Source organism: Streptomyces sp. NBC_01808 (assembly GCF_035917395.1).
Taxonomy (GTDB): Bacteria; Actinomycetota; Actinomycetes; order Streptomycetales; family Streptomycetaceae; genus Streptomyces.
Genome location: NZ_CP109072.1, coordinates 6,867,342 through 6,883,035, shown reverse-complemented (window position 1 = coordinate 6,883,035; position 15,694 = coordinate 6,867,342). Strand labels below are relative to the sequence as shown.

Sequence of the window (15,694 nt, the reverse complement as noted above, 5' to 3'; positions counted from 1 at the left end):
GCCGGGAAACGGTGTGCGCGGGCGATGGGCGGGCGGTTAGGGTGGGGACTGAAGTGCATCCGAGGCAGGGAGACGCCGTGGGCACGCTGATCGTGTGCGCCGGGGACCACGCAGGTCCGTGGCGCGCGCTCTTCTCCCTCGTGCCGTATCGCCCCCGCGTGGTCCCGGCGCCCTGACCGGCAGCCCGGGACGGCTTTCCCGCTGAGCGACTCCGTCGCAGGCCCCGCGATCATCGCGCGCTGAGCGCGCCCGCCGGGCCTTTCCCGCCACGTTCACGTGCCCCGCCGAGGGCCGACGTCGCGCTGCCCGGCCAGGGCCATCCGCCAGTCCAGGAACGCACTTCTTTCCGGAAGGACGGCAGGCTGTGGCCCGCTCTCACCGACGCATGTCCGCACGCGCGGACTCCGATACGAACCGTCGCGCCGACGCCCGCGCGACCACGGGCGGCAACGCCCGGACGAACCGCCGCCGCGGCTCCCCGGAGGAGGGCCGGGGCACCGGCCCCCGGGGCGGCGGCCGTTCCCGGTCCCACTCGAAAACCCTCTCCCTCTCCCAGAACTTCCTGGCCGGACCCGCCGTCGCGCGGCGCGTGGTGCGGCTCGCGGCGCCGGAGGCCGGCGGCGGGCTCGTCGTCGAGGTCGGCGCCGGCACCGGCACGCTGACCGAGGCGCTGGCGCCGCACTGCCGGGAGCTGATCGCCTACGAGATCGACCGCCGGCTGCTCCCCGGCCTGCGCACCCGGTTGGCCGTCCACCCCCATGTCCGCGTCGTGGGGCAGGACTTCCTCACCGCCCGGCCGCCGCGCGAGCCGTTCGCGGTGGTGGGCAACGTCCCGTACGCGCGGACCTCCGAGATCGTCGACTGGTGCCTGCGCGCGCCGCGGCTGGAGTCGGCGACGTTCGTCACCCAGGTCGAGTACGCCCGCAAGCGCACCGGGGACTACGGGCGTTGGAGCCTGCTGACCGTGCGCACCTGGCCGTGGCACGGGTGGCGGCTGCGCGGTCGGGTGCCGCGGGCGTCCTTCCGGCCGGTGCCGCGGGTGGACTCGGCGGTGCTGCGGATCGACCGCCGCGGGGAGCCGCTGCTGCCGCGGGGCGAGGAGGCGGCGTACCGCCGCATGGTCGAGACGGGCTTCGGCGGCGCGGGCGGCACCCTGTACGCATCCCTGCGCCGCGCGGGCTACCCGACGGCCCGCCTGACGGCGGCCTTCCGCAGAGCGGACCTCCCGAAGACCACGGTGGTGGCCTACGCCACCCCGGCCCAGTGGCTGACCCTGCACAAGACGCTGCACTGACGCCGGGCTGAACGGGGGGCCCGGGCAGCGCGGCAACGGCCCCCGCCCGCAAGGCAAGGCGACGCTGTTGGTTTATTCGGGGGGCTGGTCCTACTTCGCCCCGTCGAGCATGGGCTCGGCGGGGCGAAGTGCTGCGAAGTGGCTGGTGCGGGTGCGGGCCCGGGGTGTGTCGGTCAGGTGGGCGTCGATGCGGGCAAGGTTGATGGCGGCGCCGGTGAGCTGGTGCTGGAGGCTGGTCTTCGCGAGACCCTGGTAGCGGGATCTGCGCAGGCCGCAGCGTCCGACGGCTTGGGAGATGGTGCCTTCGACTCCTGCGCGGATCTTGTAGTGGTCCTTCCAGGTGTCGGTGTCCTGGTCGGCGCGGGCCTGGCGGAGCGCTTCGTGTTCTTCGCGGGGCCGCAGGGTCAGGCGCCGGCCGATGCTGGAGGTGGTGCACTGCTCGTGGACCGGGCAGGGACGGCACTGGCTGGCGTTGAAGCGGACCCGGATCACCGGGGTGCCTTCGGGCGAGCGGTCGGGGTTCCAGCGGCGGGTGGTCTGGCCGCCGGGGCAGGTGACCTGCTCGCCCGCCCAGTCGATGGTGAAGTCGTCGCCGGTGAAACCGCTGTTCGCGGTGGACTGGTGGCTGATGACGCCGGCGACCGGCCCGGTGAGCGTGACGCCGTACTCGCGGCGGGCGTGGACCAGCAGGTGTGCGTCGACGTATCCGGCGTCGACCAGATGCTCGCCGGGCAGGCGGCCCGCTTCGGCAAGCTGGGCGTGCACCGTGTCGGTCATCGAAATGTCGGGGACGGTGGCGACGGTGGTGGCCACGTTCGTGATCAAGTTCGGGACGTCCGGCTCGCAGGTCTCGGTGAGGTGGACCTTGTATCCGTCCCACAGGGTGTCGCGTTTGACGCTGCCGCGTGCCTCGGTGTCATAGGGTGTGACCAGGCGGTTTGCGCCCGGCGGCCGGTCTTTTGGGTCCCGTCGCCTCACCTCGCCCTCCACCTGGTGGAAGTGCTGGACCCAGACCTGGCGCAGGGTTTCCACCCGCTCCAGCGTGCGCAGTCCGTCGGGTGCCCGGGGGCCGAAGACGGCTTCGAGCAGTCGTGTCCCGTCCGTCCCGATCCGCAGGCCCATCTCGTCCCGCCTGGCACGGGACTTGGGGAAACGGGAGTCCTCGGCCCTGGTGGCGTAGTGCTTGAACCAGTCCGGTTCCGCGACTTCGCGCAGCCAGCCGGGGGCGGCCTGGGCGATCTCGTTGAGCGCCGATCGCAGGGTCTCGGTGACCAGCTCCAGCCAGCACAGTTGCCGGGCCGCGGCCTGCACATGCGTGGAGTCGGTCCGTGCCCGGCCTGTGGTCTTCAGCAGCCCGCTTTCCCCAGCCGCGGCCAGGATGCCGTCCAGCACCCGCCGCCCGGCTTCCGCCCCGACCAGACGGTCCCGGAACTCCGAGAGCACCGAGAAGTCGAACCCGGGATCACCGAGGTCCAGTCCGAGGGCGTACTTGAAATCGATCCGCGCCCGCACCGCCTCCGCCGCCTGCCGGTCGGTGAGCCCTTCCACGAACTGCAACACCAGCACGAGCGCCAGCCTGCCCGGTGACCAGGCAGGCTTCCCCCGCGCCGGGAACAGGTCCGCGAACTCCTCATCACCAAACAGCGGTCCCAGCTCGTCCCGGACCCGGATCGCCAGACTGCCCTTCGGAAACGCGGCTCGCGCCACCCGCACCGTCTCCGCCGGAATCTCCTCAGACCCCTTCGGCTGCATCGACATGCGCACCCACCCCATACGACAACGTCGGCCTTCAAGACCACAACCGGGTCCTGAAGGCCGACGTCACGCGAGCCCCCGAATAAACCAACAGCGTCGCAAGGCAAGGCGGGCGGGGGCCGGTTGTCTGGTGTCCTCCGGGAGCAACCGCGCTCTGCTGTCACTCCCCCGCCCCCCAGCCGGGGGGCCGGCGTCGACTCCCCTGCCGCGCCGGGCGCTCCCCCTCCGCTACGCCACCGCCCCGTCCGGCCCGTAGCCCCTCTTCGGCACCGGCTCCGCCGCCGTCGCGTCCGGCACCGGGGCCGACGCCGCGTCGCGGGTCTGGCGGGCGAGCCACTGGCGGTAGCCCTCCGCCCGCTCCGCGTGCCAGCCCGCCTGGCCGCGGTGCAGGTCCCACGCGCCGGCCGACGCCACGTCCCCGTACCGCTCGGCTATCGCCACCGCCAGCCGGACCGCCGCCAGCGCGTCCTCCGCGGCGTCGTGCGCGCGGCCGAGCACCACCCCGTACTCCACACAGACCGCCTCCAGCGTCCTCTTGCCCTCCCGGAACGGGTCCACCGTCCGGTCCATCGCGTACGGATCGATCACCGGGCCCTCCTCCCCGCCGCCCAGCCGCTCGCGCATCGACGCGAGCCCGTGGCGGCGCAACTCCGCTGCCAGCAGCGTCAGATCGAACGTGGCGTTGTACGCGACGACCGGCACGCCGCGCTTCCAGTGCGCCGCCAGCGCGTCCGCCACCTCGTCCGCGACCTCCGCCGCAGGACGGCCGTGGGCCGTCGCCCGCTCGTCGGTGATCCCGTGGATCGCGGTCGTCTCCGGCGGCACCGGAACACCCGGGTCGGCCAGCCACTCCCGCCTGCGGGCCGGGACGCCGCGAACAGCCTCCACGACGGCGGCGGAGACGATCCGCGCCTCCCCCGGGTCCGTCCCGGTCGTTTCCAGGTCGAAGCCGACCAGCAGCTCCCCGTACCACCCCATGGGCGCCCTCCCTGCTCCGTGGCCAGTGACTCCACACTCTCACCCGCCACTGACATACCGGACCTGCAGATTCCGGATATCGGGGAGCGTTCAAGGCGCGTAGACAAGGGACTTGCGGAAGGGGCGCGGAGGAGGGTGCGGACGAGCGCGCGGCGGCCGTCAGGAGACCGGGCGCGCGTCCGTCCAGAAGCTCTCGAACTCCTCCCGGTACACCTCGAAGAGCCCCGGCTCGCCGCCGCCCTCCCCGTGCACCAGCTCCCGCCGCGCCGCCCGCAGCACCAGCGCCGGCGCCTCCGCGCCGCGCGCCCGCCGCAGGTACGTCTGCACCACGCCGAGCCCGTCCGGCCGGTCGCCGTTGATCAGGTACGCCGTGAACCGCGGCGTCTCGTCGAAGACCCGGATCTCGAACGACCCCGCCGCGTCCCCGCCGCCCTGCGGGCGCAGCCGCGACCGGACGCGGCGCATGTGGATGATGTTCGTCTCCACCGCCCGCGCCAACTCGCCCCGTTTCATGCCCAGTTCGCGCTCCCGCCGGCGCACCGTGCTGCTCGCCGGGTTGAGGAAGAGCAGCCGGATCCGGCAGCCGCCCTCCGCGAGCCGGCCCAGCCGGCGGCCCGAGTAGTTCTGCACCAGCAGGTTGAGCCCGATGCCGATCGCGTCCAGCCGCCGGGCGCCGCCGAAGAGGTCCTCCGCGGGCAGCGCCCGCTGCAGCCCGACCCGGTCGGGGTGGACGCCGACCACGTCCGCGTACCGGTCGCCGACCAGGTCCTCCACCGCGTCCACCGGCAGCCGGTCCGCGGACGGCGGCTGGTCGTCGGCGCCGAGGAGGCGCAGCAGCCGGCTCGCCGCGCGCTCGGCCTGCGCCAGCACAGTGCCGGAGAGCGCGCGGTTGCGGGAGACGACGTTGCGGGCGACCTCCAGTTCGTCGAGCGCCAGCTCCAGGTCGCGGCGGTCGTCGAGGTACGGCTCGAAGCACGGCCAGTGCTGCACCATCAGCTCGCGCAACTGCGGCAGCGTCAGGAAACTGATGACGTTGTCGTCGGCGGGGTCCAGCAGGTAGCCCTTGCGCCGGCTGACCTCCCGCACCGCGACCGCCCGCTGCACCCACTCCTGGCCCGCCGGACCCGCCGCGGCGACGACCCAGTCCTCGCCGTGCACCGGCTCGTAGACGGGGCGCAGCACCGAGGCGACGACGGAGCGCAGCCGCTGCTCGACGACGTTCAGCCAGATATACGCCCGGCCCGCGCGCGCCGCGCGGGTGCGTACCTCGTCCCAGTCGTCCTGGCCCCAGCCGATCTCCGCGCCGATCTCCATCGGCCGGGCCAGCGACACCGTCCCGGGCGGCGGTGGCGCACCCGGTGGCGGCTCGGTCGAGCCGCCGCCCCCGCGGCCCTCATCCTCGGGACCGCCTGCCGGGGGCAGCTCAAGACCGCCCGCACCCACGCCCGTACCGCCTTCCGCGCCCAGCTCCACGATCACGGCAGCGTACTGCCACGACCCCCGGGGCGCATCCTGATCGAGCCAGGGGTAACCCAACTGCCGCGCCGTGTTCCGCGGTTGTCACCCGGGCGGGCGCCGGGCGGGCGGCGAACGACCCGCGAACGGCCCGCGGACGACCGCCAAGTGCCCCCGGACGGCCCGCGGACGACCCTCCGGTGGCCCGTCGCGCCGCTTACGCCCCGCCGCCGGGCGGCACTTGGGCGGTCGCCGGCCGCCCGCCCCACAGGACGCCGGCGAGCAGCCCGGCGATGTTCCAGGCGTCGTCCACGCCGCGGTGGTGGGTGCCCTCCAGCTCCCGGCCGGCGTGCGCCAGCGCCTCGGCCATGCCCAGCTCGCGGCCGAGCCCGTGGGCGAGCGCGTAGAGCGTCTTGGCGTTCACGTGCCGCCGGCCGAAGGGGTACGCGACCTCCCCGGCCGCGCACTGCCGCTCGAACTGCCGCCGGTCGTAGTCCCCCCAGCTCGCCCACACCCGCTGCCGCGCGCCGTGCTCGCGCCGCAGCAGCGCGCACGCCTCGGCGAACGGGACGCCGGCCGCGACCTGTTCGGGGGTGAGCGTGGTCAGCCGGGTGCAGAAGTCGCTCACCTCCGAGTGCTCAGGACGTACCAGCACCGACCGCCGCGAGAGCCGCTGCCCGGTCCGCACCTCCAGTTCGCAGAGCCCGATCTCGATGATCTCCGGGCTCATCCCGGCCGGCGGCGGGCCCTCCCAGCAGGTGGCTTCGACGTCGACGACGAGGACGCGGTCGAGGAGTTGCGTGGTCATGCGGACCAGCCAAGCACGCGGGGCCCGTGCGCCGCGCGGCGTTTTCGGGCGGCGGGGCCGGCGCCGGACAGCGCCGCCGCCGCTTCCATCGCGGCGCGTTATGGGAAGTTGTGATTACCGCCGACTCCCGGTTTCCGGAATCCTGACGCCTGGTACTTCCCTGGCCCTCCACACGCGGGCCCACCCGAACCCGCGTGCCTGAAGGAAACGAGGAACCTTGCGAATAACCAGGACACTCCCCACACTCGTCGCTGCGCTGCTGGCCGCCCTCGCCTTCGGCACCACCGCAGTCGCCGCGGACCACTCGTCCGCCCGCGGCGGCGCCGACGTCCCCGCGGCCGCCCAGGCCCGTACGCCCGAGGGGCCGCCGTCCACGAAGATCATCGGCGGCGGCTACGCCCAGAGCGGCCTCTGGGCCGCGCGCCTGTTCTCCAACGGCCGTCAGACGTGCAGCGCGTCGATCATCGCGCCCACCTGGATCCTCACCGCCAAGCACTGCGTCAGCGGCGGCGGGCTGTCCTTCCGCATCGGCAGCCTCGACCAGACCAGCGGCGGCACCCTCGCCAACGGCGTGCAGACCTACACCCACTCCTCCGACCTGGCGCTGGTCCGTCTCGACCGGTCCGTCTCCACCACGTACGCCACGCTCGGCCAGCCCGGTTCCGTGACGGTCGGCCAGAACGTCCAGGTCTACGGCTGGGGCGCCACCTCGCAGTGCGGCTCCGAGATCAACTGCCAGTCCCAGTACCTGAAGGTCGCCAACGTCACCGTCACCGGCGGCTGCACCGACGCCTACGGCGGCAACGCCATCTGCGCCCGGCGCGGCGACGGCATCACGGCCGGCGGCGACTCCGGCGGTCCGATGATGGCCAACGGCGCCCAGGTCGGCGTCGCGTCCACCAGCGACCGGCAGACCACCACCGCGTACACGAACGTCACGCGGTACCGCTCCTGGATCCAGTCGATCGCCGGTGTCTGAGGCCCACCCGCCGCACGGCACCTGAAGCCGGACGGATGCACCCGGTCCGTACGCCGGCACGCCCGGACCGGGCGCATCCGTCCACTCACCGCCCACCTGCCCCGCCTGTCCCGCCTGACTACGCGCGGGGCGGGTGGGCGGACCCCTTCGTGGGGACGGCCACCTCCTCCCCGGCCCTCACCGCGCGGCGCTCCGCCGCGGACATCCCGACCGCGGCGGGGTGCCGCTATGTCCAACTGACAATCGCTTGCCCCCTTCCGGTCAGGGACGAAAGACTGGGCGCCATGACCGCATGGAACGACCGGTTCGACCTGAGTGACGCCAGGTGGCGCAAGACCAGTTACAGCGACCGCACGGGGACCGCCTGCCTGGAGGTCGCGGACGGCTTCCACCCCGCTCTGGTCCCGGTGCGCGACAGCAAGGACCCGCACGGCCCGGCGCTGGTCTTCACCGCGACCGCCTGGGAGGCGTTCGTGGACGGCGTGAGGTCGGGGGACTTCGAGGCGTAGCGCGCGGGAGGGGAGCGCGCGGACGGCCGCCGACGGGAGTGCACGGCAGGACACCCGGCAGACGCGCGCGGTCCGGCGGGCGGCAGGTAGCGTGCGTACGATGAACGACGCCGCGCACTCCCCCGATCTCCCGCCGGCCCTCTTCCCGCCCGATCTGCCGGTCCTCAGCGAGATGCGCGTGCACGCCTCCGGACGCGCCTGGCTGGCAGAACTGCCGGACCTGGTCGAGAAGTTGCGTGCGCGCTGGTCGCTGCGGCTCGGCGCCCCGTTCAAGGGCGGAAGCTGCTCCTGGGTGGCCCCGGCGCGGCTGCCGGACGGCACGGACGCGGTGTTCAAGGTGACGTGGCCACACCGCGAGGCCGCGGGCGAGGCCGAGGGCCTGCGGATCTGGGGCGGCCGCGGCGCCGTACGCCTCCTGGCCCACGACCCCGGCCACTACGCCCTGCTCCTGGAGCGCTGCAAGCCGGGCAACGCACTCGGCACGGCCGACGAGCTGGGCGCCGAACACCGGCTGCGGCTCGGCGCGGAGGTGCTGCGCGAGCTGTGGAGCGCCAAGGTGCCGCAGGACTGCGGTCTTGAGCGGGTCGCGGACGTCTGCGCCGAGTGGGCCGACCTCCTGGAGGAGCGGATGGAGCGGCTGCGCCCCGGCTACGACGCGGGGCTCGTCGCTCACGGCGCCCGGCTGCTGCGCGAACTGCCCGGCGGCGCCCGGCGCGAGGTGGTCGTCCACGGCGACTTCAACCCCGGCAACATCCTCGCCGCGGGCCGCCGCCCCTGGCTGGCCATCGACGCCAAGCCGATGACCGGCGACCCGGGCTACGACCCCTTCCCCCTGCTGGAGCAGATCGACGACCCCTTCGCCACCGCCGACCCGGCGCGCACCGTCACCGCCCGGCTGGCGCTGCTCGCCGGCGAGTTGGGCGAGGACACCGGGCGGCTGGCGGCGTGGGCGGTGGCCCGGCGGGTGGAGGCGGCGCTGTGGAGCGCGGAGCACGGGGACGTGGCGGGCGGCGCGGGGGTGCTGGGCGAGGCGCGGCTGGTGGCGGAGGTCGCTGGGGTGTAGGTGCTACGGGCCCGGGGTGCACCTCCGCGTACGGCGGGCCCGTAGCGGCGGACCCCGAGCAGCGGGACGCCGCGGACCGGTCGGGCCGCGGCGCGGTGACCGCTCTACGTCAGCGGTGCGTTCGGCCCGTCCGGGCGGCCGCGGCGGCCCTCCAGCACGGCGAGCGACAGCTCGGCGACCCGGTCGTCGTCCAGCCGCCGGCAGCCCTCCGCGGTGACGGTGTAGACGAGGGGGTAGATCCGGCGGGTGGCGTCGGGGCCGCCGGTGGCGCTGTCGTCCTCGGCCCCGTCGTAGAGCGCCTGCACGGCCATCGTCACGGCGTCGTCCCGGCTCATGCCCTCGCGGTACAGCTTCTTCAGCGCCCCGCGCGCGTACACCGAACCCGAGCCCGTCCCCCCGAAGCCCTTCTCCTCCGCGCGCCCGCCGGTGATGTCGTACGAGTAGATCCGCGCGGTCCCGCTGCGCGGGTCGTACCCGGCGAAGAGGGGGACGACGGCGAGGCCCTGCAGGGCGGGGCCGAGGTTGTCGCGGATGAGGGTGCCGAGGCGGTTGGCCTTGCCCTCCAGGGAGAGGGGCACGGTCTCGATCTTCTCGTAGTGCTCCAGCTCCAGGCGCAGCAGCCGGACCATCTCCTCGGCCATGCCCGTGGATCCCGCGATGCCGACCGCGGAGAACTCGTCGGCCGGGAAGACCTTCTCGAAGTCCCGGTGCGCGATCATGCCGTTGCCCAGGGTGACGCGGCGGTCGGCGGCGAGGAGGACGCCGTCGGCGTAGGAGGCGGCGACGATGGTGGTGCCGTGGGGGATGTCGACCGCGGCCGCCCCGGTGCCGGCGCCGGGGAGCCGGCGGTGGGCGGGGAGCTGTTCCGGGGCGTGGGCGGCGAGGAAGTCCACGAACGACGACGAGCCGGGGGTGAGGAATTCGGGCGGCAGTTGCTCCACGGCGGTTCCCTTCGTCGACTCTTCGATCCGTCCGGCCGTGCGGGTCCGTTCGCCCGCGACGGCCGCGGGCCGCAGCCGGGCGCGTACCGCTCGGGCACCGTCCGACCCTACCCGTACCCCCGCGGGAGCCACCGGGTGCCGCATTCTGCGCCCGCGACCTGAGCTTCGGGCAGTGTTCATCTCACGTCTGCCACGTGGCCAAACCGGGCGTCGGCGGCTGCGGAACAGTCGCACCCTGTTCGCACGAACCGGGAGCACGATGAAGAGTCCGCGATCCAGACCGTCCCGCCGGGCGCGGGCAGAACAGGCGCTCGCGCTCGCGGAGTGCGCCCGCGTGTGCACCGGATACCTGGCCGGGCTGACGGCCGAGGAGGACGCCGCGGCCCCGCCGCCGCCCAGCGTGGGCCCGGGGCCCGCCCGTACGGCCCTGGTGGCGGCGCTCGGCGAGCTGCTCGGCACCGCCCCGCCGCCGCGCCGCGAGCCGGTCGGCGCGGAGCTGTTCGACACCCTGCTGCGGGCCGGCGACCGGGCGGTGGAGACGGGCGGCGAGCGGGAGTTGCTGCTGGCGGTGGCGCTGGCGGACACCGGCGTCTCGCTGCGCGCGAAGTCCCGCGCCGCGTGGCGGCTGCGCGCGCAGGCCCTGGACGCGCTGGGCCACGCGGCGGCGGCGACGGAGGCGTACGAACGGACGCTGGCGCTCGGCAGCACGCACCCGGAGACGCCGGTCCTGCTGTCGATGGCCCGCGAGAAGCGCGAGTGCCTGGCGACGGCGGTGGGGCTGTTCCCGGCGGACACGGCCGGGGGCCGGGAGACGGGAGAGGGCCCGGAGACCGGCGAGGGCCCGGAGACCGGCGAGGGCCCGGAGACCGGCGGGGGTCCGGAGACCGGCGGGCCGGAAGCCGGAGCCGCATCGGCCGCCCCCGCCGCCGGGCCGGCGTTCGCCGCGGCCGTCGGGGCCGCGGCGATGCCCGGGGTCGTGCGGGAGGCGTTCACCGCGTACGTCACGGAGCAGATGAGCCGGTACGGGGCCGGGGACGCCCGGGTGCGCGAGCTGGCCGGGGTGTACGGGACGTACTGCCGGATCCTCGACCAGGGCCGCATGGCCGATCCGCTGCTCGCGGGCGCCCGCCCCGTCGGCGTCGCCGACTTCCGCGGCCTCGTCGCCGGGAAGACCGCCTGCGTCGTCGTCGGGTCCGGCCGGTTCGAGGAGGCCGGCGAGTACGAACTCGTCGTCCGCTGCGACGACTTCCGCGGCGGCGAGCGCGCCGACGTGCACGCCGTCGCCGATCCGGCCTGCGAGTCGTGGCACCGGCCCGCCGGCGTCCGGCTGCTCTTCGCCGACCCCGGCGAGACGTGGCGGGAGACGGTCAGGCGCGCGGTGCCCGGCGCGCAGGACGGGCTCGGCGACGCGTCGCTGCGCCGCCCGCTGCAGGACCCGGCGCTGCTCGGCGACGGGGGCTGGGGGCCGGAGACCAGCGCCGCGTTCACCGTGCTGCGGCTGCTGGACCACCTCGACGTCAGCCCGCGGCTCGACGTCCACGGCGCCGGCCGGCTGCGGCCGGAGGAGCGCCGCTGGATCACGTCCCGGGCGAAGGACCGTACGAAGACGAGGACCGCCCTGCGATGATCCCTTCCGCCCCCCGCTCCCCCGCCGCCGCCCCGGCGTCCCTCGCTTCCCGCGCGCTATCCGGCCCGGTCCCGCCCCGGCCCGCCGACGCCGCCCGCCCCGCACCGGCCGCGGCGGCGGCCGCCCGCCGCGCGCCCCGCGTCGCCTTCGTCTGCCGGGCCGACGCGGCCGACCCCGGGCACGCCGCCGGGCTGCCCGCCCTGCTCCGCAGCCTCGCCCTGGCCAACCCCGGCGTCTGCGAGGACTTCCTGCTCCGCCACGACGGCCTGCCGGACGACGTCCTGGCCGCGGCCCGCCGGCTGCACCCCCGGATCGTCGAACTCCCCGCCGGGAGCGGCGAGGCGGGGGCCGCCCCGGACGCGTACGACGACCTCACCGGCGCGTACGACGACCTCATAGAACTGCACCCCCGCTGGCTCGTGGCCGCCGACCTCGCCGTCCTGCGCGACCCGTCCGACGAGACCCGCGCCCGCTACGAGCTGACCGACGAGCGGTTCTGGCGCGCGTACTGCACCCTTCCCGCCCACCGCCAGCACCCCGACCTGCTCCTCCACTACGGCCCGCCCCTCCTGCGGCTGCGGCCCACCACGGACCTCGCCCGCCGCACCGCCCTCGGGCTGCGCACGATCGGCGCGTACGAGGAGGCCGTGGAGGCCCTGTCCGCCGCCCGCCCGCAGGCCGACCAGCCGCGCTTCCACGACGCGATGGGCACCGCGCTCATGGCCGTCTCCCGCTACGACGAGGCCGAGACCCACCTGCTGCTCGCCGCCGCGGCCCCCGAGCTGGCGCCGAAGGCGTTCAGCCAGCTCGCCCGGCTGGCCTGGCTGCGCGGCGACGAGGAGCGGTCGAAGGCATACGCGCGCGAGGGCCTGGACGCCGAACCGACCAACCGCACCTGCAAGGCGCTGCTCCAGGGCGGCTACGGGCTGCCGGAGTTCGCGGCGCACCGCGGGGAGGCGTCGGTCGTCTCCACGCAGCTCGCGCACGCCGCCGCGTACGCCACAGGACAGGAGAACGCCGGCGACAAGATCCTCCCCGAGGCCGTCCGGCTCTGCTTCGGCCAGGACCCCTCCGCGCGCCGGTGGCACCCGGTCCCCGTGCACCGGCTCTTCGACGAGGAGGCGCTGGCGGAGGTCAACGCGCGCCGCGGGCTGGTCGTCGGCGGCGGCGGGCTCTTCCTGCCCGACACCTGGCCGAACGGCAACAGCGCCTGGCAGTGGAACGTACCGGACGAGCTGCTGGCCCGTATCGACGTGCCGCTGGCCGTCTTCGCCGTCGGCTACAACGTCTTTCCCGGCCAGTCCTACCGCCGCAGCCGCTTCCGGGAGAGCCTCGCGGCGCTGGTGGAGCGGTCGGCGTTCTTCGGGCTGCGCAACCGCGGCTCGGTGGAGCGGGTGCGCGAGCTGCTGCCGGAGCGGCTGCGCGACCAGGTCGCGTACCAGCCCTGCCCCACCACCCTGACCCGGCTGCTGCAGCCGGGCTGGGACGAGGCCGAGGTGGAGCGCGCCGACACGGTGCTGGTCAACTGCGCGTACGACAGGGCGGGGATGCGCTTCGGCGACGGCTATCCGCGGTTCCTGGACGCGATGGCGCGGACGGTGCGGGCGCTGCGCGAGCGGGTGGACGTGCGGGTGGCGGCGCATATGACGGCGGACGAGCAGTTCGCGCACGACCTGCGCCGGGAGCACGGGATCGCGCTGCCCGTGGACGCGCTGTACGACCTCGGGAACGACGGGATCCGCGCCGCGTACCGGCGGACGCGGCTGGTGATCGGGATGCGCGGGCACGCGGGGATGATCCCGTTCGGCTGCGGCACGCCGGTGCTGAGCCTGGTGTCGCACCCGAAGCTGGCGTACTTCCTGGCCGACATCGACCGCCCGGAGTGGGGTGTGCGGGTGGACGACGAGCGGCTGGCGGAGGTGCTGGTGGAGCGGGCGGAGGCGGTGCTGGACGACCACACCGCGGCGGTGGCGGACGTGCTGGACCGGCAGCGGATGCTGTGGAAGGTGACGCGGGAGAACCTGGCGGGGCTGCGGCCGGCGCTGGGGCTGCAGGGGGAGACGCCGTAGGCGGCGTGTGGAACCGCCTGGGGCGCGGTGCGGAACGCCTGGTTCGGGGTGGGAAACGCCTGGTCGCGCGGGGCCGGGCCCGGTTAGATTCCGGGCATGAGGATACGTACAGGAGGCCCCGCCGACGTCCCCGCCACGCTCGCGCTGCTCGACGGCGCGGTGGCGTGGCTGACGGGGCAGGGGCGGAGCGACCAGTGGGGCACGGAGCCGTTCTCCGGCCTGCCCGAGCGGGTGGCGCAGATGGAGGAGTACGCGCGCGACTTCCTGGTGCGGGTGGCGGAGACGCCGGAGGGCGGGGTCGCGGGGGTCTGCGTGCTCGCGGACGAGCCGCAGTCGTTCGTACCGGCTGCCGGGGAACCGGAGGTGTACGTCCGGCTGCTGGTGACGGACCGGGCGCTGCGCGGCGCGGGGGTGGGCGCGGCGCTGGTCGCGGACGCGCGGGCGGAGGCGGTGCGGCGGGGCGTGGGGCTGCTGCGGGTGGACTGCTTCGGGGGCGGCGACGGGGCGCTGGCGCGGCAGTACGAGCGGCTGGGGTTCACGCCGAGCGGGACGTTCGCGGTGGACCGGCCGGGGCGGCCGACGTGGCCGGGGCGGCTGCTGGAGATTCGTCTTTGAGGCGTACGTTCCCCTTGATGCGGCCCGGGCGGAACAGACATTCGGTGGCGACTTGGGAAACTTGTTCGAGGCCGTGTTGAAGAAGGGACCCATGGGTCAGTACCGTCCGTGTGCGTGGATGCAAACGAGCGAATCCGGGCGAGTTTTGCCCGAGTTGAACGCAGAGCCGACCATGTCGCCAAGTATTTCTATTCGCATCTGTTTGCCCGCAATCCGGGGGTCCGCGAGCTGTTTCCCGCGGACATGTCCGAGCAGCGTGACCGCCTCTTCGCCGCCCTCACCCACGTCGTACAGCGCCTCGACGACCCGGACCTGCCCCGCTACCTCGCGACGCTGGGACGCGACCACCGCAAGTTCGACGCCCGCCCGGAGCACTACGCGGCGGTCGGCGAGAGCCTGATCGCGGCGCTGCGCTTCGGGCTGCCGAACACCTGGGACGAGGAGACCGAGCAGGCGTGGCTCGGCGCGTACAAGATCCTCTCCGAGGCGATGATCGGCGGCAGCGAGGAGGCCGACAAGCAGCAGGCGCCGCGCTGGTGGGACTGCCGGGTCGTGGCCCGCCACCAGGCCGCCCCGGGCGTGACGGTCCTCACCCTCCTCCCGGACCGGACCCTGCCGTACGCCGCGGGGCAGTTCGTCAGCGTCTCCACGCCGAAGGTGCCGCGGGTGTGGCGCCCGTACTCCATTGGCTGCGCCCCGCGCGCCGACCGCACCATCGACCTGCACGTCAGCCGGGTCGACGGCGGCCTGCTGAGCCCGGTGTTAGTGGATCGGACGGCCCCCGACGACACCCTCCGCCTGGGCGCCCCGGCGGGCACGGCGGTGCTTCCGAAGCGCGCGGGCCAGCCGGTGACGTTCATCGCGGCGGGCACGGGCTGGGCCCCGATCCGCGCCCTGCTGGAGGAGATGGTGCGCCGCTGGACCCCGACCACGGCCCGGCTGTTCCTGGTCGCCCGCAGCCCCGCGCACCTGTACGACCCGGAGGCCGTGGACGCGCTGCGGAAGCACCACTCGTGGGTGGACGTCACGGTGATCACCCCGGAGGGCATGGAACGCCAGGGCGCGACGGCCCACCGCCTGGAGGCTGCCATGTCGGCCCACAGGGACTGGCAGAAGCACCGGGTGTACGTGTCGGGTCCCGCGCAGTTCATCGCGGAAGTACGGGAGTTGGTACGGGGGTACGGCACGCCACCGGAGCAGATCGCCCACGACCACGTACCGTCGCCGGAGCGGGGCGGCCGGGAGCCGGGCCACTCGGGGTGGTTCTTGCACCCGTCGCAACCGCAATGGATCAACCCGGCGGACCGCTGAGGAGGGGCGGGTAGTCCGGGGGCACATGCGACTTCGCGAGTGCCAAGGACGGGGGCTGGGGCGGCTGGGACTGCTGGGGGTGCGGCGGGGGCCAGCACGGTGCCGGGCGGACCGGGTGATGGGCAGTGCCCCGCGGCGGGGCGAAAGCCGGGGTCGGGCGGCCCCGTGCACGCAGGCACCCGGCGACGGGCGCAGCGACAGCCGGCCGCCGGGCAGACCGGCCCGCGGAGGGCACCGGCCGGCGGGCGGAAGCCGGCGCCGGGGGCGGCAGCGCGGTAGCCGCCGGCTCT

13 protein-coding genes are annotated in these 15,694 nt (G+C 74.8%); 8 read left to right on the top strand and 5 right to left on the bottom strand.

What is annotated here, in order from left to right; translation table 11 throughout:
* The first annotated feature begins 385 nt into the window (after positions 1-385).
* Positions 386-1,294 (top strand): ErmE/ErmH/ErmO/ErmR family 23S rRNA (adenine(2058)-N(6))-methyltransferase, encoded by a 909-nt coding sequence (gene erm / locus OG946_RS30355; protein WP_326799150.1) that lies wholly within the window; start codon positions 386-388, stop codon positions 1,292-1,294.
* Positions 1,295-1,384: 90 nt separating this feature from the next.
* On the opposite strand, the gene OG946_RS30350 is transcribed toward erm, so the two are convergent.
* The 4 genes from OG946_RS30350 to OG946_RS30335 all read right to left on the bottom strand — a co-directional run bounded on the left by OG946_RS30350 (position 1,385) and on the right by OG946_RS30335 (position 6,290).
* A complete protein-coding gene (locus OG946_RS30350) occupies positions 1,385-3,052 on the bottom strand; it encodes an IS1182 family transposase (RefSeq protein WP_326794802.1) in 1,668 nt (555 codons plus the stop codon).
* Positions 3,053-3,277: 225 nt separating this feature from the next.
* On the bottom strand, positions 3,278-4,027 hold the full coding sequence (locus OG946_RS30345; protein ID WP_326799149.1) for an exonuclease domain-containing protein: 750 nt from the start codon (positions 4,025-4,027) through the stop codon (positions 3,278-3,280).
* Positions 4,028-4,186: 159 nt separating this feature from the next.
* Positions 4,187-5,470, bottom strand: a complete 1,284-nt coding sequence (locus OG946_RS30340; RefSeq protein ID WP_326800410.1) for an SAV2148 family HEPN domain-containing protein — start codon at positions 5,468-5,470, stop codon at positions 4,187-4,189.
* A 229-nt stretch (positions 5,471-5,699) separates the two neighbouring features.
* Positions 5,700-6,290: a 3'-5' exonuclease gene (locus tag OG946_RS30335; protein WP_326799148.1), complete on the bottom strand. Its 591-nt coding sequence runs from the start codon at positions 6,288-6,290 to the stop codon at positions 5,700-5,702.
* Positions 6,291-6,507: 217 nt separating this feature from the next.
* Between OG946_RS30335 and OG946_RS30330 the strand changes: the two genes are divergently transcribed.
* From OG946_RS30330 to OG946_RS30320, 3 genes are all read left to right on the top strand, one after another.
* A complete protein-coding gene (locus OG946_RS30330) occupies positions 6,508-7,269 on the top strand; it encodes a S1 family peptidase (protein WP_326799147.1) in 762 nt (253 codons plus the stop codon).
* Between the two features lie 284 nt (positions 7,270-7,553).
* Positions 7,554-7,778 carry a DUF397 domain-containing protein gene (locus OG946_RS30325; protein ID WP_326799146.1) on the top strand — a complete coding sequence of 75 codons (225 nt, stop codon included), beginning with the start codon at positions 7,554-7,556 and terminating at the stop codon, positions 7,776-7,778.
* Positions 7,779-7,878: 100 nt separating this feature from the next.
* Entirely contained in the window at positions 7,879-8,841 is a 963-nt protein-coding gene (locus OG946_RS30320) for an aminoglycoside phosphotransferase family protein (protein ID WP_326799145.1), read from the top strand.
* 104 nt (positions 8,842-8,945) lie between these two features.
* Here OG946_RS30320 and prcB read toward each other — a convergent pair whose 3' ends face one another.
* Positions 8,946-9,809: a proteasome subunit beta gene (prcB, locus tag OG946_RS30315; RefSeq protein WP_326800409.1), complete on the bottom strand. Its 864-nt coding sequence runs from the start codon at positions 9,807-9,809 to the stop codon at positions 8,946-8,948.
* A gap of 232 nt (positions 9,810-10,041) precedes the next feature.
* Between prcB and OG946_RS30310 the strand changes: the two genes are divergently transcribed.
* The 4 genes from OG946_RS30310 (at position 10,042) to OG946_RS30295 (ending at position 15,404) form a co-directional block, all read left to right on the top strand.
* Complete coding sequence (locus OG946_RS30310; protein WP_326799144.1) at positions 10,042-11,409, top strand: tetratricopeptide repeat protein; 1,368 nt, start codon at positions 10,042-10,044, stop codon at positions 11,407-11,409.
* The gene (locus OG946_RS30305; RefSeq protein ID WP_326799143.1) at positions 11,406-13,478 is read left to right on the top strand and encodes a polysaccharide pyruvyl transferase family protein; all 2,073 of its coding nucleotides are present in this window, start codon (positions 11,406-11,408) and stop codon (positions 13,476-13,478) included. The genes OG946_RS30310 and OG946_RS30305 overlap by 4 nt, the downstream gene beginning before the upstream one ends.
* A gap of 159 nt (positions 13,479-13,637) precedes the next feature.
* Positions 13,638-14,093, top strand: coding sequence for a GNAT family N-acetyltransferase (locus OG946_RS30300; protein WP_326800408.1), 456 nt, complete (start codon positions 13,638-13,640; stop codon positions 14,091-14,093).
* A gap of 108 nt (positions 14,094-14,201) precedes the next feature.
* Positions 14,202-15,404: a globin domain-containing protein gene (locus OG946_RS30295; RefSeq protein WP_326799142.1), complete on the top strand. Its 1,203-nt coding sequence runs from the start codon at positions 14,202-14,204 to the stop codon at positions 15,402-15,404.
* Positions 15,405-15,694 lie beyond the last annotated feature (290 nt).